The sequence below is a fragment of the Oryzibacillus soli genome (assembly GCF_051594765.1).
Taxonomy (GTDB): Bacteria; Bacillota; Bacilli; order Paenibacillales; family NBRC-103111; genus Paenibacillus_AR.
Genome location: NZ_JBPPGJ010000004.1, coordinates 278589 through 299459 on the forward strand (window position 1 = coordinate 278589; position 20871 = coordinate 299459).

Below are 20871 nucleotides of genomic sequence, written 5' to 3' on the forward strand. Positions count from 1 at the left end.
ATAGACCGTCTGATTTATGGGCCTGCCTTTACTTCTTGAACTGCTTCTGATACATGTCATTGGCTTCCTTGGTCAGCTGGTCGCCGCCCTTGGCCTTCCATTCCGATACGTATTTATCCCAATCGGTGAGCGGAATCTCCCCGCTGATCATCTGGGCGAAGTACTTTTGCATAAGCGAGGTCAGGTCCTTCTTGTACTTGCCGTCGGACGGAAGAGCCGCGAACAAGAGTGCGTCGGTCTGGCGGGGAGAGGAGCTCAGCGCCTTGATCGCGTCGTTCAGCTTCGGATTGGAATACTTCTCGCGGTAAGCGCGGGTCGTGATGTTGCCCAGGTTGAAGAGACGGACGCCGACTTGATCGCGCTGCTCCACCTTCTCGAAGCCGGTCAGAAACTTGGTCGCACCGGAGGTGGCTCCGCTTTGGGTGAAGTCCCAATGGGTTCCCTTCACACCGAGGCTGGTCATATTGATGGTTTCTTCATCCGAGCTCTCGGCACGGACGATCTCCAGCAGCTTCGCCAGCTTCTGCGGCTGATCCTTCACCTTGCTGCCGAACACGATGTAGTTGCTCTTGACGCCCCAGTCCCAGGAGCCGTCGCCGCCGGGTCCCTTCGGATTTTTGGCCAGGGCAACCTGGGCGTTCGGGTTCAGAGACTTGACCTCCTTGATGGTGGCCCCTTCCTCTACCGCGGCTCGGCCGATCTGCTCCTCGATGACGCCGACCCGGTTGTTGTAGAACTTCTTCCGGTACGAATCCTGCGTATCGGTGATGAACTCCGGATCCACGACCCCGTCGGCGTACCATTGACGAAGCTTGGCCACGGCTTCCTTGGTCTCCGGCATGATGGAGCCGTTGACGATCTGCCCGTTCTTCTCATGCCACATGGTGGGCTCCACGCCGAAGGCGCCAAAGATCGAATAGAAGCCCGAGGACCAGGTGGAGGTGGCGGTGCCGGTCAAGCCGTACGAATCCTTCTTGCCGTTCCCGTCCGGGTCCTTCTGAGCGAAGGCATAGACCGCCTTCTCGAATTCCTCCAGCGTCTCCGGAACCTTGGTGATGCCGACCTTATCCAGCCAATCCTTGCGCCAGAGCATCGCCAGATCGTAAGGCTTCAGGTCGATGAACATGGGGATGGCCCACAGCTTACTATCGAAGGTGACCGTCTGGAACAGAGCGGCGTTCTTCTCCATATCCTTGGAATACTCCGGCAATTTTTCCTTCAGCATATTGGGATCGAGGCTCATGAGCACGCCTTGGTTCTGATAGGCCGATACGTTGGAGGGATCCCCCAGCATGAAGATATCCGGAATCTCGCCGGAGGCAATGCTGGCATCGGATACCTTGACCGGCTTGATCTTGACGTTAAATTTCTTCTCCAGCCACTTCTGAACTTCGGTGTCGGCTACGACGCCCGTGGCTTGGAAGTGAACCCCCCAGGAGATTTCAATCGGTTTGGCATTGGCGGTCGGTGCAGCGCTTCCGTTAGGGCTTGCACTTGCTCCCGAGTCTTTCCCGTCGGAGCCGCAGCCGGCCAACAGGCTGGCCGCTACGCTTGCCGTCAGGACGGCACTGCTTATTGTCTTGATTCTTTTCTGCAAAAGAATCTCCCCCTGCTATTCGATTTGATGGTCCGCCTCCTGGTATCTCCCGGCCGGGTGGTGGCAGCGGTTACATCCTTAACGATAGACCCCTCCGGTCTTGGATACAATCCTTTCTTTCGATTTCGGATTATGTTTTTGGCCACGGAGCCCCTTGGAAACGCTTTATGTTATTCCGTTTTTCCTATGTTTTTCGGGCTGCCGACTGTTCGGTGAACGCTTCTGTGGTATAATCACCGTGTCAGCGAGTCCTGATGAAGGCGGATATGTAAACGCTGCCATATAGTAAGAAGAGGGGGGATTACCGTGCTGGGAACCGGGACGATCAAGAACCGCTCCATGTTCGTCAAGCTGCTCCTGTCCATGACCGCCATCGCCGTAATCACCGTCGTCCTCATCGCCACGGTCACGTACACCATCTCGGCGGACAATAGTGTCCGGAATGCCATCAGCTACAATGAATCCATCCTGACCCAGCAGCAGGAGCTGATCCACAAGGAGCTGGCTTCCATTAAGAATGCGGCCAACGGCATGATGGGCACCCAATCCTATCTGTACCACACGATCGGGGGCAAGCTGTCCGTCAGCTCTCTCATCGATCTGACCAGCTTCGTCGAGGAACAGAAGAAGATCAGTCCCTATATTGATTCCATCTATATGTATTATGCTCCGCTGGAGCTGATCCTAACGTCGAGACCCGAGGTGAAGACCTCTCCGGTGTCCACATTTGCCGACCCGTCCTGGCTGGACATCTGGAAGCAGGAGACGGCCTCCCGCACAATATGGGTTACCGGACGGCCCAACGGCTTCGCACCGGATCATCCCGCAACGGGACTGCTCCAGAAGATGCCGCTGATCGGGCAGGTGGAGGGCGCCATCGTCATCAACCTGAAGCTGGATCTGCTGTTCTCCGACTATCTGAGCCATTATCATAACAAAAAAGGCGTCACCCTGGTCCTGGGGCCGAACCGGGAGCTGCTGTACACGGAGGCGGCCGCAGGCGAATCCCTGATGGAGCAGCTGGACATGAACCGGCTGTCCGCCGGAAGCGGCTCCTACATTGATGACGACCGCATTATTACCTATACGACCTCGGAGCTGACCGGATGGAAGTACGTGGACATTACCGAACGCTCCGTCCTCCTCCACGGTATGGACCGGATCAAGATCATCGTGCTGGCCGTTGCGGTGACCTATATCACCGCCGCATTCGCCATTTCCTTCTACCTGTCCCGCCGGCTGTACCGGCCGCTTGCCAGCGTCATCGCCTTCATCGGGGGATCGGAGGAGGGGCAGCGCAGCGGCGATTCGGACGGAACCCGTAGAAGCGATGAAGCCGGATTCATCCGGCAATCCTTCGAGCAGCTGGCTCATAACCGTGAGACACTCTTGAAGGAGAAGCGGCAGGTGGAGGAGCTCTTGACCGATAACCGAACCGCCATCAAGGAGAAGTATCTGAACGATCTCCTTCAGGGCGGACCCAACGGCTCGTCCGGCGGCAACGACCACGCGGCGGAGCTCCTGGGCCTCCGTCTGGATCTGTCCCGATATGCCGTGTTGACGCTGGAGCTGGAGGAGCCTTATCCGGTGAACAGACCGGACGGGACCTTCCATTTCCATCTGTTCCATTACGGGCTGATGGAAGAGCTCGGGGCCGGACTCGACGGCGAGATCTTCGCCAAGGATGACAAGCGGACGGTTATCCTCCTGTCCGTTCCGCCTGAAGCGGACGAAGCCTTCCCACAGGAGCAGGCCAAGCAGCTGAAGGAGCGCGTCCTGAGCCGGTACGGCATGTCCGTGACCATCGCGGTCAGCCGGATCTATTCGGGCGAGGCCTCGGTCCGCTCCGCCTATGAGGATACGCTGGAAGCCTTGAATCTGAAGATCTACATCGGCAAGGGCGAGATCCTGCCCTACTCCATCTTAAGCTCCTGGAGGACCGAGGAAGAAGCCTATTATTACCCGTATGCCCTCGAAACGAAGCTGCTGCAGGCCCTTCTGCAGACAGATCCGGAGGAGTGTGCCGCCGTCATCCGGCAGGTGACACGGACCGTCATCGACAAGAAGCTGGGCAAGGCGAATATCCAGCAGCTGTATTTTCAACTGAGCGGGGAAATCGTGAAGACACTGGTGCAGACCGGCGGGGACATGTCCGCCGTCTTCGGCGACCGTCCAACCTATGCGGACGCGCTGGCCCAGGCGGAGACCCTCCAGGACATGGAGACCTGTCTGCTCGATATGAGCAGCAGAATCATCGCCTACCACCGGGAGAAGCGCTCCAAGATGACGGACGTGACTCTGCAGCTGGCTGTCGAGTATATGGATGCGAACTTCAACAACAACATCTCGGTGGATACGGTGGCCGAATACGTCCAGCGCAGCACCTCCTATTTGAGCCGCATCTTCAAGGATTCTACGGGAATGACCATCAACGACTATCTGATCCAGCTCCGCATCAAGCGGGCGATGGAGCTCCTGAAGCAGCCCCACTTCACGATGGAGGAGATCTGCAGGGACATCGGTTATGCCAACGTCAGCTACTTCAACAAGATCTTCAAATCCCGCACCGGGCTGACACCCGGACAATACCGCCAGCAGCACGCGGCGGAGCAGCTTCTGGCTCAAGGCAAGGACCGGTCGGAATAGAATAGGCTGCCGCGATGATCCGCGGCAGCCTGTTCATTAATAATCCAACCCACGAACCTTGGCAAATATCATGGTATCCGTCAATTGTGTCATCGTGGAATTCCATTGATTGAACCGGAGTGTTCCTTCGTGCTGATAACCAAGCTTCTGCGCAACCTTTATACTCTTATCATTATGGGGATCGACATGAATTTCAATGCGGTTGGCATGTAATGTCTGAATGGCCCATTGTTCCAAGCCGGCAGCGGCTTCGGTTGCAAGTCCCATCCCGGCATATTTGCTTCTTAACCAATATCCGATTTCGAATTTACGTACATTCCAATCTATTCGATGAAGCCCCCCGCAAAATGCAAGCTCCCCCGTATCCTTCATGTAGCCGTGAAAACGCAAGTCCGATCTTTCTTTGAAGCGGATATGGCTCTGGCGAATAATGGCCTCCGTATCTTCCGGAGATTGCTCCCTATTCGCCCATATCAACCACGGCTTAAGTTCATTCAGGCTTTCCATCATCGCCTGATTCACTTCTTTCCCGTCTCCCGCCAGGGGTAAACGCAAGACTAACCGGTTCGTTTCAAATTGCTCCTCAAAATCCAGCATGACAGGCGAATTGAAGTTCATGGTTAGTCTCCTTTTTTTCGAAATCATATTATTACATCTTTACCGAATCCCCGGCGTGCCCAAGTTGGGGGTACCGTCTTCGTTCCACGTGAAGGCTTGCACACGGGCGTGCCGATTCGGATCCGTCAAGGCACCTCCGACAAGCTCGCGATACGGGCGGGCATGGAACACGATAAGATCGGTCTGGCCGTCCTCGCTTACGGTAAAGGAGTTGTGACCGGGGCCGTAAATTTCGGTTTCTTCATTCGTCTCCCAGATGGGACGGGGATGTTTTTTCCAGGAATGGGGATGTAACAGATCGTCAGCCAGTGAGGCTTCCAGCAGCCCCATACAATATCGGTGGTCGGTTGCACTGGCCGAATACGTGACGAAGATCCGGCCGTTGCGGATCAGCACCGCAGGCCCCTCATTAACCCGATGTCCTTGGATTTCCCAATCGTACTCCGGGGTTGACAGCAGGACTTGGGGGCCGGAGATCGTCCATGGATTCGTCAGCTTGGCGATATACAGGTTGCTGTCCTCTCCCTTGTATTGAGCCCAGATGAGATATCTATGCCCCTGATGCTCGAAGGTCGTGGCGTCCAGGGAAAAGCTCTCGAAGTCCAATTCAATCTTCCCTTTTTCCACCCAGGTCCCCTCGATCGGATCCTCATCGCCGCACTCCAGTACATAGGGACGGATCGCCCATTTATTCTCGGCCTCTCCTGCGGCGAAGTACATGTACCATTTGCCCTCCATGTAATGCAGCTCCGGCGCCCAGATGTGCTCCCCCATCTCTCCTTGCTCGTGCTTCCGCCATATGACCGATTCCTCGGCGCCAGCGAGGCCTTCCAACGTTGTTGCCTTCCGCAATACGATCCGGTCATATTCCGGTACGGAGGCTGTGAAATAGTACGTTCCGTCATGGTGCTTCCATACATAGGGGTCTGCCCGGTTCAGGATCCAAGGATCGATCTTATTCCCTGCTTTCGTCAGCTTGCTGGATTCCATTTGTTCCATCTCCTTATTGGGGGGGCCAGTGAGGGTACCCCGCATGTAAATGTATCGCATGATTGCAGTACCATTATTTTACGGCATGTCCCATAACCATAACAGAGGAAAAATGAAAAAACATTGCGCTGCCCGCATCTTATCCATGAAACGCAGGAAACCCTGACCGCAAGCAGTCAGGGGAACGAAATTGCTTATGAAGGGAAAGGCCGTTATGTTGCCCATACATCCAGATGGCCGAAGAGAGGATGACGGAGCGCCTCCTCCTCCTTCAGCCTGGCATAGGAGTGATCCTCCACCGAGACCGGCTCCAGGATCCAGACCGTAGAGAGATCGGAGCCGGGCCGTTCGGCTAGGGCGCGTCTGTAATAGGATTCGAACAAGGGACCGCAGATCACCGATTGAACAGGCCGGACCTGCAGATGATAACGGAGGTCACCACGGCTTATGCACAACGCCGCCAAGCGGTTGAACCATAGGCTGCTGACTAGACAAGTGTGGGTCTTCGAGGATTCGAACCGCTCCAGATAGAGAATCCGGCCTTTCCCGTCCAGGTGGATCGAGGCATCGACCGTTACATAGAGCTGGCCGGACCGGTCGGTGGTGGCCAGCGCCTTCACAGCCTGATCATCGTTCAGAAGATCCTGCACAGCTTCATCCAGCGGATAGGACATGTCGGTAGCTCCCTTCGTCGATCCGATCGAGGTCGGTATCGGGGTGGTTCCCGCATTTGCGGTAATTGTCCATGTCGATGTTCAACTGGTACTTCTTGCGGAGGGTGCTCAGTCCAGTGGACAGCTTCACGTAATAATCAAGGGACGGAGCGGTCTGGTTATGGAACGCAGACCCCGGCATGGGCACGAAGACGGTATGCACCACGCTGACCCCCCGGCTTGCCAGGTCTTCCGCCTCCTCCAGCACGACGGCCAAGGCCTCCTCCTCGGACTGGAAGCCGTGGGGCTTAGCCAGCTCCACGCCTCCCACAATCCCGCTGCTGACATTCCCTCTGCCGAAAATGTCCACCGCCTGCACAATCCGGCGCTTCCATTCCGGATAGCCGATCAATCTGTGTTTGCCCGGGCAGATCCAGGAGAAGAGACGCTCGTTCAGCACCTCGATGTCGGAGGTGTAGGTCATCAGCCCCGTCTCATCATAGAGCCGGGCCAGCTGTTTCTCGCTGAAGGCGGAGGCCACGATGGTGCTGGGAAATTTCTTATGCTTGAAGTTGGCACCGGCTGCCTGCAGCATCTCGATATACAGCTCCACCTCATCGTCCAGGATTTCCTGCCCGCTCAGGATGGAGCCGGAGCTCATCTTGATGTTCGTCAGAAGCCCCGGCTGCTTCAGCGCTTCACGGACGGTCTCATAGACATCCTGGGCCTTCAGCCGGACAGCCATGTTGCGTTCCTTCCGGCTCCTCGTGGAGTTGGCGTTGATGTTGCAGAACTTACAGCCGCCGCCTCCGTCCCAGAAGTAGCAATGGCTGTTCGGGTCGATATCGATCCGCTGGGGCCGGGCGGAGGCCACCTGCCACATGGGGGTGCCTGAGCTTGTGAATTTGTCGTAGTAATCCGGCTTGTACCAATACTCCACTTCCTCGACGATCCGGCCTTGATCGGTCAGAAACAGCTTCCCGTCGATCTCGTCCACCGTATAGGGATTCGCCGCATGTAGATTCGGCATGATGATGATGGAGGTTCCGTCTCTCAGCTGCAAGGAGACCGGAACGTCGGCCCCCTCTGCCCCGTTCGAGCCAATCAGCACCCGCTGTTGGTATTGATGGATACTTTTGTCCAGCTTGCTCAACGCCCGTTCGGTGTATCGCAGTGATCTGCGCATCACATCGGTCTTCAGGATAACGAACGGCGATACGTCGGGATAGGCTTCGATGGCTTCCCGAACGGTCTCTGCGCGTCCCGCTCCTGTGGTTCTGAAGGATATGCCCATATCAGGAGGGCCCCTTTCATTCAGTTTCATTTCAAGGTTTCCATTCTTCGGCTAACAGATGGGCGGCACGCAACTCCTCCGACCCTCCCTCCCCTCGAAATTGCAATCGGTGCCAGGCTGCGGACACCGTATGGCACAGTCCCCATGCCAGGAGCCGCTGAACCTCACAGCCCAGCTCCTCGGCAAAGAGGTGAAGCCGCCGCCTCAAGAGAATCCTCGCTTCTTCCGCCTGCTCCGGCAGCCGCCGGACGGCGAAAGGGATGGCCTCGTAGACCCATTCCCCCAGCAAGCCCTTCGGGTGGATGGACGTCCAGCCCGACTTGGCGGCTAAGAGATGCTCCGGCTTCAGATTGCCATGCAGAAGACGAAGCTGGAGCGCTCCGGCATGGAGGCGGTGGAAAGCGCGTTCTGCCAGAACGGCCAGCTCGCCGGGGATGCCGGTGGCCGGTCCGGCGGCCCGGATCTCCTCCAGCTCGGTGGCCCAGTCCGACGTACTCGGGAAGAGGGGGTGGTCAAGAGGCTTCCACTCGGTGGCACCCAAGACCCGGATATGCCGGGCGGCGATCCGGATGATCTCTTCCTCGCTGCCGATTCCCGCCAGGGATAAACCCGGCACTGCCGGCACGGCCTTCTCCAATAGCAGGACGCCTCTGTCGGCCTCTGCATCCAGCAGCTTGACGGTCCCATGGCCATCGAATGCCTTCAGCGCCTCGATCTCATACCGTTGGGCCCTGCAAGGGTAGCCCAGCTTCAGCACGGCCTCCATCCCGTTCTGGAAGACGACGGGAGCGACGTAGCTGCTGCCGTCCGACGGAAACGGCGGAAGCACCCGCATGTTCCATTTGATCCTGCAATAGGTCAAGAGCCGGGGCAGATCATGATACCACTGCTCACCCGGCTTGCCGTGAACGGCTGTTATGCGGCGGAGGAATCCCTCCGGGATGGAACGGCTGCTCTCTCCTCCCGGCCGGTAATCGCTGGGTGGAGCCCCGTATGCCCTCTTGAAGCTCTTGGAGAAGGTGAACAGATCGGGAAAGCCCACCAGACGCGCCACCTCCGCCAGCTTGTAGTCGGTCTCCGTCAAGAGACGCTTGGCCTCATTCAGCTTCAGCTGCTGCAGGTACTTGCCCGGGGAGATGCCGAATCGTTCGCTGAACTTCTTGGTAAAGTGAGTGCGGTCGATGGAGACGTAGGAGGAGACGTTATCGATGGTAATGCCTTGGGCATAATGCATCTGAATGTACTCCGCCCCGCGCTGGAGCCAGGATTCCGCAGGGCAGTCCCGGTGGCCGGGACGCTCGTGCGCTGCGGAGAGGCTCTCGAACAATCCGTAGAAGAAGCCCAGCCGGAACAAATCCGGATCTGCCTTCCCGGGGGAACGGCATTGTTCGAAGAAGCTCTCGAACCGGCCGGTGAGCTCCGGACTCAACGCCCGGCGGGCCACGGGCAGTTGGGGGGTCAAGCCCGCCCGGCCCAGCAGCTCCTGCATCTGCCGTCCGTCGAAGGCGACCCAGATGGTCAGCATCGGAGCATGCTTCAGCGTAAAATATTCGTGTGGCGTGTTCGGGAACAAGCAGAAGACGTCACCCGGACCCAGCGGGTAGCTCTGGCCATTCTGAAGGAGCCGCCCTTCCCCCTCCACCACGAAGATCAGGTAATGGTAGTGCGAAATCTTCGGGCCCATGTGGTAGTGGGGCTTGGCTTGGGAGAGGCCGGCGCGGATGATCCAGCCGGGCCCTGATTTTTCCAAGACCGTAGGGTTGAAATAGAATCCTTCCAGGAATTCCTGCCTATGCTCCACCACCTGCACCATACGCATGGTTTTCCCTCCCTCTTTCCCCTTAGGCTTGGATTGTCTGGGCTAGCCCTTCAAGGAGCCGGCCAGCATGCCGGTGATGAAATATTTTTGCAGGAACACATAGATCAGGATCATGGGGAGCGCCGTAATGACGACTCCGGTCATCAGCATGGTGTAGTTGGAGACATATTCTCCCCGGAATTGCAGCATGGCCAAGGGCAGCGTCAGCTTCTCCCGGCCGTTCAAAAGCATCATGGGAAACAGCAGATCGTTCCACACGATGACGAACAAGAACGCGGCAGTCGCCGCGAAGTAAGGTGCTGACAAGGGAACGGCCACCGTTGCGAAGAGCCTCCATTCTCCTGCACCGTCAATGGAGCCCGCCTCCAGGATCTCGTGGGGCAGCGACCTCATGAACCCGGCCAGCATGAAGACGGATAACGGCAGGAGCACGGAGACCGACACCAGGATGAGTCCGGCATGGCTGTTCGTCAGACCCAGCCGGCGGACGAAGCTGTAGATCGGCAGCATGTTCACTTGGGAAGGAACAGCCAGGCCAAGGACGAATACGGCGTAGACAGCCTGGGTCCACCGGCTCCGGGAGCGAACGATACCGTACGCGAGCATGCCGGATAGGAGAAGCGCAAGACCTACCGTCCCCAGGGTAACCGCAGCGCTGTTGCGGAAGTAGGACCACATGGGCTGGTTCTCGAAGAGCGCTGAATAATTGCCGAAGAACAGTTGCTTGGGCAAGCCCAGCGGATCCGCATAGAAGTCTGGGGCGGACTTGAGCGATGCGCCGCCGACGAGGAGAAGCGGCAGGAGAACCGCCGCCCCGAAGCCCGTCAACAGGGCCGCCCGAGTGAATCGAAGCAGCATTCCCTTAGCCCTCCTTTCAATAAGTGATCCGGTCTGCACGCAGCAGGCGGAATTGGATGAAGGTGATGGCGGCGATCAAGACAAGGAACAGCACCGACGCAGCGGAAGCCAGCCCGAAGGAATAGTTGGTGAACGCCGTACTATAGATGAAGGTGGACAGAATCTCAGTCGAATAGTTGGGTCCCCCGCTCGTCATGGTGAAGATCAGGTCGAAGGCCTTGAAGGATTGGATCGTGGTATAAGCCACGACGATGGTGGCGGCTGGGGCCAAGAGCGGCCATGTAATCCGGAAGAACACTTGCCTTCGACTGCCTCCGTCCATCCGCGCCGCCTCCAGAAGCTCAGACGGAATGGACTGGAGTCCCGCCACGAACAGGATGACCATCTGACCGATATGCGCCCATGCCTGGACGAAGGCCAGCGAATAGAGAGCGAGCTTCGGATTCCCGAGCCAATTCTGGGTCCAACCGGACAATCCCCCCCGTTCCAAAGAGGTGTTCAACAGGCCGAGAGTCGGGTCATAGAGGAACGTCCAGATGAAGCCGACCGCCACGGAGGAGAGAATTGTCGGGACGAAGTATAAGGAGCGAAGCGCCGTATGGAACCTCGATTTCCTCCATAGCTGGAGGGCCAGCACCAACGAGACGGAGGATTGCAGCAGCACCACGGCCAGCATGAACTTCAGGTTATTCCCCAGGGACTTGCGGAAGACGATGTGATCCATGAGTTTGCCGTATTGCTCCAACCCGACGAACCGGTTGGACGGGGATATCCCGTCCCAGTCGGTCAAGGAATAATACAGACCGGTAAGCGAGGGGTAGACGAACAAAACGGCATACAGGAGAAGGCCCGGCAACAGAAAGGGCAGCAGAGACCTCGTGCGCTTCATCGTCTACTTGGCACCGATCTGCTGGTTGACGATGGCCTGGGCTTCCTGGGCTGCCTGCTCCGGCGTCTTGCCGGAGAGCACCGCTTGGATGGAGCTGACCACCGCCTTCTGAATCTCCCCATTCGTGATGCTGAAGCGGGGTTGGAACCGGGTCTTCCGGCCGGCCCACTCCGCCGTGGTCTTCAGCTCCTCACTCTCATATTGCACATCCTTCACCGTTACGTTCTGGCCGGTTTCATTCGCGTATTGGCCTGCGATTTCCTTGCGGCTCAAGAACTCGATGAAGGCCTTGGCCTCCTCCGGATGCTTGGACTTGCTGTTCACGGCCAGCATGAACGTAGTGGTGTGGATTCCCTCGAATACCGCTTGGTCCGCCGGTACCGTAATGGGGGCGAGCAGCTTCTGCTTTAAGGCGGGGTTCATCTTCTTATTCGGTGCGAGCTGATACGAGCCCGACGCCAGAATGGCGGCCTTCCCTTGGACGAAGAGTGCGTTGGCTCCTTCATCCTTCGTGCCAACGGCATCCTTCTGGAAGTAGCCTTTGTCGTTCAACTCCTTGAATTGAGCCAGCGTCTTCACCCACCAGGCATCCGTGAGCTTGGCGGTCCCCGCTTCCACTTTGGTGAATATCTGCGGATCCGGCGCATTGTTCATGACCATGGGGTTCATGAATTGACCGGGCCCAATGCCCGCACCGGCGAAGGCGATGGGGGTGATGCCTTCCTTCTTCAGCTTCTCCGCCGCTTCGAGGAAGCCGTTCCAATCCTTGGGCGGGGTAATTCCATACTTCTCGAACAGGTCTACGTTATAGATCGGGATGTTGTAGACCAGCTGGTACGGCACAGCCAGCTGCTTCGTGTCCTTCTGCCCGGCCTCAATCAGCGGACCGGTGAATCGGGAGAGGAAGGATGCGCCTGACAGGTCGGTGAATAGGCCGGCCTTCGCGATCGCTTCGAATTGCGCCCCCGGGAAGGAGGTGAATACATCGCCGACAGAGCCGTCCAAGAGCTTGGCTTGGGCGGTAGACTGATATTGGTCCGACGGGAAGGTCTGCATCTCGACGGTAATCTGCGGATGCTCCGCTTGGAATTTCTTGATGATGGCATCAAAAGACTTGATATCCTCCCCGCGCCAGTGGATGAAGCTGAGCTTGACCGGTTCGGCGGATTTAGGGGAGGATGCAGCAGCGGCGGAGGCTCCGGACGGCGCTGTGGAAGGAGCAGCCATATTGCCGCTCCCTCCGGTGGAGCTGCAGGCGGACAGGATGAGTCCGGACAATAAGATCAGGGGCAGGGCAGTACCTCCCCGATGTGTTCGCTTCATAATGGACTTACCTCCTAGAGCCGCGCTGCAGGCGGCGTTTCATGGGATGGGTTCCGGCGCGCCAAGAGACGCTCCTGAACTAACGGCAGCAGCAGCCTGCCGGAGATCTCGGCTTCCTCCAGATGCGGGTAGCCGGATAAGATAAAGGACGAAATGCCGGCCTCGACGAATTCAAGAATCCGGTCGGCTACCTGTTCAGGCGTTCCGACAAGCGCCACGGCTCCACCTCCCCGGACCGCCGTCAAGCCGGCCCACAGATTGGGGCCGATGACATAATCCTGTCCGGCGGAGCCTTCGTACAGCTCCATCTGCCGCCGCTGGTTCACGGCGCCGCTCTTGCGCTGATATTCCGCCGCCGACAGCTTCAGCTCCTCCGGGGCCAGACGGAGGATCTCGCGGGCGGCTTCCCAGGCTTCCTCCTCGGTTTCCCGGACGACGAGCTGGGCCCGAAGGCCGTAGCGCAGCGTTCGCCGGGTGCCGTGATCCGCCGCCGCTTCATCCAGGTATCGCTCCATCTCTTCGATCTGCCCGCGGATCCAGTCCAGAGGCTCCGCCCACATCAGATAGACGTCGGCATGCCTAGCAGCCACCCGTTTCCCCACTTCAGAGCTTCCTCCGAAGTACAGGGGGGGCTGGGTCTGAACCGGTCTCGGTCTGCAAACGGCGCCTTCCACCGAGTAATGGCGGCCTTGGTAGTGGTAGCCCTCTGGGGAAGATTCCGGCCCGCTATCCCATACACCTTGGAAGATGTCCAGGAACTCCCGGGTCCGTTCGTATCGAGCGTCATGGTTGTCATAAAGTGGGTCACCCGATGCCTTCAAGTCTGCCTCATAATGCCCGGTCACGACATTCAGACGGAGCCTGCCCTGCGACAGCCGGTCGAAGGCGGCGGCTGTTCGTGCCGCCGGCACCGGTGCGACATACCCCGGTCTCAGGGCGATCAGCGGCTTCAAGGTATTTGTATGGGCAGCGATCCATGAGCCGACGGTCCACCCATCCAGGCAATCGCCCCCGGCGGGGATGAGGGCGAAGGCGTATCCCGCCTTCTCGGCTGCTTGGGCAACCTGAATCAAATACGATGCCGTGGCTTCTCGTTCTGCGGGAACCCCAATGTGGCGGCTGTCCCCCGTCGTCGGAAGAAACCAACCGAATTCCACCTGCTGTTCTTGGCTCATGTATAGGTTCCTCCTTCGTCTTGATCTCTCGGACCATCCATCGAAGGGTAAGTCACATGGATTGTTTTATTTCCAACAAATCCAATGGGTTTTGTTGTTATTTAGAATCATACCAAGGGACTGCCTAGGGGTCAATGTCAAATCGAGTGGAGGTCCGTTTGTCAATTTGTGGGGTGTATGGGAGGAGCTGATGATCTCCACCATGCGGGTGACCTGTCTATGCCAAAAAAACGGAGCCCGCATACCGCGAGGCTCCGTTAAGGTTGTTTCAGATTGGATTAGAATTGGATGCGGCTGCTCCAGGGCGCTGGAAATGCCGGCGGGCGGCATCCACCTCTGCCCGGATGGCGCAATCCTTGGCGTGATCATTGATCAACCCCATTGCTTGCATGAAGGCATAGACCGTAGTTGGTCCGACGAATTTCCAGCCCTGCTTTTTGAGCTCCTTGGACAATGCGATGGATTGGGCTGATGTCGATGCGGTCTGCGGCTTGGCAAGCTGGCTTGGATCCGGCTCATACCGCCAGATGAAGGCGGCCAGCGAGCCTTCTCGTTGGATGAGCTCCTGTACCCGCTTCGCATTGTTCATGACCGCCTCGATCTTGCCGCGATGCCGGACGATGCCTTGATCCCCGAGCAGGCGGTCGAGGTCATGCTCCGTATAGCGAGCGATCTGATTGAAGTCGAAATGATGGAACGCGGCACGGAAGCTCTCCCGCTTCGCAAGGATCGTACGCCAGCTCAGTCCGGATTGGAAGCTCTCCAGACATAACTTCTCGAACAGCCGCCGATCGTCGCTGACCGGGAATCCCCATTCGGTATCGTGATAAGGAAGAAATTCCGGCACAGCTCCGCACCAGCGGCATCGTAATCTCCCATCAGGTCCCACTATCGTTGCGTTCATTGGCCCCTCCCGATTCTTATCGCTTCCTTGCTTTGAGTACAAAAGTGACAGGAAGCATCCTTGCTTTATTGGCAAAGTCGTTGTTGCGCGATTGCAGCATCTCCTCATCGGATTGCTCAACCAGCTGCTCAATGACGAATCCCGCTTGAGCCAACGCATTCACATAAGTGGATAGTTTTCGATCCGATAACGTTAACGTTCCTTCACCAAGAGAGACCGAGTACCAAGATTCATCGAAATAGTTCTTTTTGAAAGTAAGCCCGTTCTTATCCGCAACAACACATTTGTGTATCGGGTGAGACCAACTGAAGATAAATAGGGCGTCTTTCTTCAGGTAAGATGCGATTCTGCTGAAAGTTCCTTCAAGGTCGGTGGTCCAGCCTATGGCATAAATCGAATATACGATATCAAAGTAATCCTCTGGCAGGCCGCATGTATCTTCCATCGGAGAACAGATTAATTGGGCGGAGAGACCATGCGCGGACAGATGCTGCCTGGTCTTTTCGATTTGGTTCTCCGATATATCCATCCCCCATAGTTCAGATGCATGGCGTTCTCCTACATATTGCAGCGATTGGCCGCTTCCACAGCCGATCTCCAGGATCCTCTTTCCGGATACGTCGCCGAATAGCTGGCACTTCTCTTCGGAGACAAACGCTCCATATAGAGGAAGTGAGGTTGCCCCCAACACATCATTTCCAATTGTATTCCAGAATAAGCTGTTCGTTTGGTGTACAACATTCTTTTCCATGTCGACCGAGACGGCAACTCCAGCCTCGCCAGCACCTATTACGTTCGTTCGATAGACAGAATGATTGTCCATATAGACACCCTCTCCAAGGAGTTCTATCAAAATGAGCACAGGGAACAAATGTTCCCTGTATCAACTTTATACTACCATATATGCCCAGCCCATTCAACTGCTGATAATGTCAAAAAGCCTGAGAAATAAACCGCTATTCGCCGTTTACCTCCCAGGCCCATAATCCTCCGTCCGTGTCATAACCCCATTGCTATCTCCATTGGAATAGTGAAATAAAGCCGCCGTTTTCCCTGGTCAGACCGAATGAATTGTAGAACGATTCTTCGTTGGGTTTTGTAATCAAGACCGGATTCAGCTTCTCTTCTTCAAGCCAGTTAAGCAGTTCCTTCATCAGCGATTTGCCGTAGCCTAAGCCTCTGTATTCAGGATGGATCAGAAGCCGCACAATATAGGCATGCTTGATCCCATCTGAGAGTACCTGCACGAACCCAATCAGGTCGTTGCGGTCATTCCTAACACAGATCCATCCCCACGAGAGATCCAGCGCTCTCTGCAGCTTATCAAGGGATTCGATTCCCCAATTTTGTTGTTTCAACAGCTCATTCAGTTCCTTCACATGAAGGGAGTCATTTCTAGTGATCAGCATGTTCGATTCTCCTCATCATACAGATTGAACTATCTTACTCCTGGATGAGGATACCTGCAAAGGAAAAATTAAATATAGTCATACTTGAAGCTTCGGCGAACGCTCCAGAGGTCGTTAGTTCATACTCTTGTAAACTTCAAATTCCTTGATGCTGTTCCAGCCGTTGGAGGTGTTGCCATGGCCGTTGTAACGGACGTATCGGACGTCCATCTTCCCTAAGGCGAATTTCTCGATGTCAGCCGAAGTGCCGGACGATTGACCGTTGTAGACCGGAGTCCAGTTTTCCCGGTCCGCCGAACCTTCAAGATCAAATTTGGATGCGCGCGCATCCCCGCTCTGGAAGGCGATGCCTACGCTGTCTATGCTATAGATCTTGCCCAGATCCAGCTCCAGCCACTGCTCACCGAGGGCCGACCAGCGCGTGCTCAAGTCGCCGTCGATGGCGAATCCCGGCAGGTTCCCGTCATGATCGCTTGCTATGGCCGACGCGACCGGAATTATGCCCCCTGGCTCGATCTCTGGAGGAACCTGCTTCTCCATCTCGAACACGGCGAACGAACCGAAGTGGCTGACCGTTCCGCTTAAGGTTCCGGTTGACACATCCAATTGGCTATCATTCAGAATAATCCATGTATTCCTTCCTTCCACGTACTCATAGATCCCGTAATCGTATTGCTCCGTATCGAAGGTCCTTCCGTATACCTGAATCGAGACTGTGACAGGCTTGTAAAAGCTCCCGCTCTTATCCTTATGAACGCGGAACATCTTGCTGATGGCAGCTCCCTGGTCGACGGGCTGCTCGTAGGTGGACTCCGTGACGCTGACGGCGATGGCTCCGCCGAAGGCTTGGGCCGGAATCCCAAGGTGGAGAGCACCCTGGGTGAAGCTGCCGCCGAGGACTCCCAAGATGACGGAAGGATCAGAAGGCGGTACCGGAGGAGCCGATGCCTTGTTATTAAGCTGGGCGTGTGTAAGCGTTTCCCAAAGCATGTGCAGGTTGGTCTGAGCCGCCACATTGGTCGCGAACAGATTCGGGGAAGGAACCGTTCCATAGGCTTGCGCAGCTCGGATGTAAGGATTGATGAAATCGTACGTGACCGGAAGCTCCATGCCCAGTCTGTTATGCAGATGATTGTACAGGATCTCATAGGTGGGGCTGATGCCCTGCGGATCGAGGAAGCCGCCGTTCAAGGTATCCGGGATGACATACCCAAGGCGCAGGGCGGCATTCGTTTCCAGGAAGGCGCCCAGCCTCTCTTTGAAGAGGGTATACACGTCGATTCCCTGATTCCATGCAATCTCCGATATATTGGAAACGGCTCCAATGCTCAGTTCGACATGGCCCAGATCCCGGGCGGTCTCCGATACGAGTCCGTCGATATAGACGCCCGGATAATACCACTGTTCTTCCAGACTGCTCTGCGTCAACATGGTGGTATCGTCGCCATACACGCCGGGCTTCGGGTTGTTGGGAGCCAGCACCCACGATGCTTCCCGGGAATACTGATTGCTGTGCATCTGGTAGTATTCTTCGTTGGTCGGACGCTGCAGCCAATAATCCGTTGCCTTCGGCTTGTCGCCGTCTGTGGAGAGATAGACGTAATGCGGAAGATAGCTCAAGTATTGGAACAGACCCTGATGGAGCGCCGCTTTGTCCTCGTTGAACACCCCGATGGCGACCAAGGCGTTGGATACGGAGAGCAGGCGGTTGCCATAAGCCATTCTTTGGTTAAGCAGCGGCAGGAACGCCCGGTTCAGCATCCCCTTGAACGCATCGATCTCTTCCTGCGACCAGCCGGGGTACGTCGCCCGGATCAGCTCGGCGGCGGCGGGGAACTTGGAGCCCGCCCAAGAGGCCTGCAGGTACCAGTTGGCTCCGCCGTGGGATTGCATCACATTGGCCCAGCCGTTCAGAATTTTGACCGCGTTCTTCGCGTAGACCTCCTCTCCCGTTAGAATCCACATGAGCGCCTGCGTGTAGGCTGCGGCCGAGTCCATGGATTCGGCGTTGGCGCCTTGATCGTTGGCCCCGTTGATGCCTGCCGATGGAATCGCAACGGGACTGGGGGTATAGGTCTTGGATGCATACTTGGATTGCTTCATCTTCTCGAAGCTGCTGGCCCAGGGCTCCTCGCCCGCTTCAATCTGGCCCTTGATGAACAGAAGCTCATCCACCGTATTCAGCATGCTGTCATGCTTGAAGGTGAAGTTGGCCAATGCCGCATCCACCGCAGCCCTCGTATTCGCTGTCAGGACAATCGAAGGAACGGCAAACGGCATCCCCTCTCCCCTATATTCGGGCGCGGGAAGATACGCCGGCTCCGGCAGGTTCTCGTTGGGAACGAGCACCGGCTTCGCCATCACCCCGGCTGTTGAATTCAGGTAGCGCATCATATCCAGGATCAGCGTGTCGTCTTCTCCAGGAATGGCCACAATGCTGTCGCTTAGGATCAGTAGTCCTCGGGTGTCCTGGAACACCACCTTGCCCATGGCATCTGCTAGTGCATGAAGCGGAATATAGGTTATCCCTCCAGCTGTAAGCGGAGGCGCCTCCAGAGCTACAGGCTGCCCTTGATAAGTGAGCGTCTGGCCGGCTTCCTTCCACACGATCCCCTCGCCCAATCTGTCTACTGCGAACCGGGCTGGAATATACAGATTGCCGTTCTGAAAAATCGGCTGAGCATCCGCATCATTGTCGTCCAGTCTGATCTTCTTCTGTTCCGCGTAAACGGCGGAGCTTCCGGCCAGGAACGCCCACGCTCCTTGAAGCCTCGTCTCGATCACCGCCGTTTGCGTGTCACTTACCACGGGGCTGGTCTGACTCGCCAGGTTCAGCACGCCTTTTTTGATGCTCAGATCGTCGATCCATACGGTTCCTCTTGCATTCGCAAGCTTGATGTAGATCCGGATTCGGTCCGGGACACGCTCCACGTTAAGATAATCCTTAATCGTGGCGGGCAGATCGAAGGCGATGGCTTTGCTTGCCCATCCGGACATGAGATCGTCGGAGATGGTAAAGCTCTTCTGGTACTCCTTCAGCATGCTGCTTCCCGAATATGGGTAGACGGTTATGGTGGCCCCGCCGTCAGACGTAAACTTCTGATAATCTCTCGTGAAGTAGCGGAAGGATAAGGTATAGGAACGCGCCTCTTCAATCGGCGTCGCCGGAGTGCCGTTCACCACATTCTCGTAGACCAGCTTATAGCTGGTGTCCTTCGCTCCCGTCGGATTGAACAGCTTCAGCGACCGTTCGCCGGAGAAGGTCATGGTGGAATCCAGATACCCGTCATTCCCAACCGCACTCTTGCTCCATGCCGTCGGTTCCCCCGATTCAAAACCCGCCTGGATCACCGTTTCGCCGAGGCCGAGGCCGTCGTGGGGATACAGGGCCTTCATCGAGAAATCATCCAGCCAGACGGTGCCCTGCGTCCCGCTGAAGCGGATCAGAACCCGCAAGGAATCGGGCGCATACTCTTGGCCGCTGCTCGTGATCGTCGCGGGCAAGGCGTACCGGACGGACATTCTGGTCCATTCGGTGCTGGCCGTCTCAGGGACGGTGATGCTGGCGGTACCCGAGAGCTGCTTGGTCCCGGAGTACGGCAGCAGGGTAACGACCGCCCCGGCGGAGGAGACGACCTTGTCGTAGCCTTGAGTCAAATACCAGAGCTCGAACTCGTAGGTTTTGCCACCGGTTATGGGAATGTTAGGAACCCGGTTGACCAGATTGTCGACATCGACCTTAGCGGTCGTGTCCGTCGTCCCGCTAACGTTGGTGAGCTTCAAGGAGCGGTCACCGGAACGCTTGACGGTGGAGTCGTAATCGGATTGCATGCCCGCTTCCTTCTCCGTCCAGCTCACCGCATCACCGGTTTCGAATCCGGCTTGGAACACCAATCCCTCCGGGTTCGGCGTTGCGGTCGGACTGGCCGACGGGCTGACCGATGGCGTCGGAGTCCCGGTCGGGCTTACGGATGGGGCAGGCGTTGCGCTTGCCGTCACCGTGGGAGTAGTTGAGGGTATCACGGTAGGACTGGGGGACGGAGACTGGCCCTCTTCATAAATCTGGACATCGTCGAAGAGGATCTCGCCCGAAGAGCCGGCAAGCCGGAACAGCATGCGCAGGCGGTTCGGCACGAGGGTATTGCCCGAGTAATCCTGGATGGTGCCGGTCAGGTCGATGGTTGCGGTCTTTTTGATCCAGCCGCTGCTTGCCTCCGCAGGCACCGGAATGCTGACGTAGATCACCTTTTTCGAGGAGGTCGTATTGGAGTAGGGCTGCAAGATGATGCTTGCTCCGCCGGAGGAGACAAGCTTCTGGTAGTTGTTCGTCTTGTACCAGAACTCCAGCGTGTACCGCTTGCCGGCCACAATCCCGATATTCGGCGCCGCAACCGGTGCCGTCGTCTTGGTATTGTCCACATCCACTTTATTCGTTGTAACCGTATCCCCTCCCGCATTCGCCAGCTTCAATGCCCGTTCGCCGGAATGGGCAACGGCAGAGTCCGCTTCCCAGGTATAGCCCCCCAGCACCGTACTGTACCAAGTCCCGGTCTCCGCCGGCTCGAAGCCGATGGACACCGGTGTAAACCCTTCTTCCGCATGGGCCACTCCTTGAAATGGTTGCAAGCCTGCCGCCTGGATGAGGAGCAAAAACAGCACCACCCAATTCAAAGCCTTCTTCTTCATCATGAAACCT

At 57.0% G+C, this 20871-nt stretch carries 15 protein-coding genes; 1 reads left to right on the forward strand and 14 read right to left on the reverse strand.

Annotated elements, in window-relative coordinates; genetic code table 11:
* Positions 1-28: 28 nt before the first annotated feature.
* The gene (locus tag ACSEXW_RS07225; RefSeq protein ID WP_438445435.1) at positions 29-1597 is read right to left on the reverse strand and encodes an extracellular solute-binding protein; all 1569 of its coding nucleotides are present in this window, start codon (positions 1595-1597) and stop codon (positions 29-31) included.
* A 306-nt stretch (positions 1598-1903) separates the two neighbouring features.
* On the opposite strand from ACSEXW_RS07225, the gene ACSEXW_RS07230 reads away from it, so the two are divergent.
* The gene (locus tag ACSEXW_RS07230) at positions 1904-4243 is read left to right on the forward strand and encodes a helix-turn-helix domain-containing protein (RefSeq protein WP_438445436.1); all 2340 of its coding nucleotides are present in this window, start codon (positions 1904-1906) and stop codon (positions 4241-4243) included.
* Between the two features lie 36 nt (positions 4244-4279).
* On the opposite strand, the gene ACSEXW_RS07235 is transcribed toward ACSEXW_RS07230, so the two are convergent.
* The 13 genes from ACSEXW_RS07235 to ACSEXW_RS07295 form a co-directional block, all read right to left on the reverse strand.
* Positions 4280-4861: a GNAT family N-acetyltransferase gene (locus ACSEXW_RS07235; RefSeq protein WP_438445437.1), complete on the reverse strand. Its 582-nt coding sequence runs from the start codon at positions 4859-4861 to the stop codon at positions 4280-4282.
* Between the two features lie 39 nt (positions 4862-4900).
* Complete coding sequence (locus tag ACSEXW_RS07240; RefSeq protein ID WP_438445438.1) at positions 4901-5851, reverse strand: glycoside hydrolase family 43 protein; 951 nt, start codon at positions 5849-5851, stop codon at positions 4901-4903.
* A 212-nt stretch (positions 5852-6063) separates the two neighbouring features.
* On the reverse strand, positions 6064-6525 hold the full coding sequence (locus ACSEXW_RS07245) for a pyridoxamine 5'-phosphate oxidase family protein (protein WP_438445439.1): 462 nt from the start codon (positions 6523-6525) through the stop codon (positions 6064-6066).
* Entirely contained in the window at positions 6506-7798 is a 1293-nt protein-coding gene (locus tag ACSEXW_RS07250) for a radical SAM protein (RefSeq protein ID WP_438445440.1), read from the reverse strand. The genes ACSEXW_RS07245 and ACSEXW_RS07250 overlap by 20 nt, the downstream gene beginning before the upstream one ends.
* A 31-nt stretch (positions 7799-7829) precedes the next feature.
* Positions 7830-9617 (reverse strand): aminoglycoside phosphotransferase family protein, encoded by a 1788-nt coding sequence (locus ACSEXW_RS07255; protein WP_438445441.1) that lies wholly within the window; start codon positions 9615-9617, stop codon positions 7830-7832.
* Between the two features lie 42 nt (positions 9618-9659).
* Complete coding sequence (locus tag ACSEXW_RS07260) at positions 9660-10475, reverse strand: carbohydrate ABC transporter permease (protein WP_438445442.1); 816 nt, start codon at positions 10473-10475, stop codon at positions 9660-9662.
* Between the two features lie 16 nt (positions 10476-10491).
* Entirely contained in the window at positions 10492-11364 is an 873-nt protein-coding gene (locus ACSEXW_RS07265; protein WP_438445443.1) for a carbohydrate ABC transporter permease, read from the reverse strand.
* Between the two features lie 3 nt (positions 11365-11367).
* Entirely contained in the window at positions 11368-12687 is a 1320-nt protein-coding gene (locus tag ACSEXW_RS07270; RefSeq protein WP_438445444.1) for an ABC transporter substrate-binding protein, read from the reverse strand.
* Between the two features lie 14 nt (positions 12688-12701).
* Positions 12702-13862, reverse strand: a complete 1161-nt coding sequence (locus tag ACSEXW_RS07275) for an LLM class flavin-dependent oxidoreductase (RefSeq protein WP_438445445.1) — start codon at positions 13860-13862, stop codon at positions 12702-12704.
* Positions 13863-14130: 268 nt separating this feature from the next.
* Positions 14131-14766, reverse strand: coding sequence for a DNA-3-methyladenine glycosylase I (locus tag ACSEXW_RS07280; protein WP_438445446.1), 636 nt, complete (start codon positions 14764-14766; stop codon positions 14131-14133).
* 16 nt (positions 14767-14782) lie between these two features.
* A complete protein-coding gene (locus ACSEXW_RS07285) occupies positions 14783-15589 on the reverse strand; it encodes a class I SAM-dependent methyltransferase (RefSeq protein WP_438445447.1) in 807 nt (268 codons plus the stop codon).
* 190 nt (positions 15590-15779) lie between these two features.
* The gene (locus ACSEXW_RS07290) at positions 15780-16175 is read right to left on the reverse strand and encodes a GNAT family N-acetyltransferase (protein ID WP_438445448.1); all 396 of its coding nucleotides are present in this window, start codon (positions 16173-16175) and stop codon (positions 15780-15782) included.
* Positions 16176-16289: 114 nt separating this feature from the next.
* Positions 16290-20864, reverse strand: coding sequence for a discoidin domain-containing protein (locus ACSEXW_RS07295; protein ID WP_438445449.1), 4575 nt, complete (start codon positions 20862-20864; stop codon positions 16290-16292).
* Between the last annotated feature and the right edge of the window lie 7 nt (positions 20865-20871).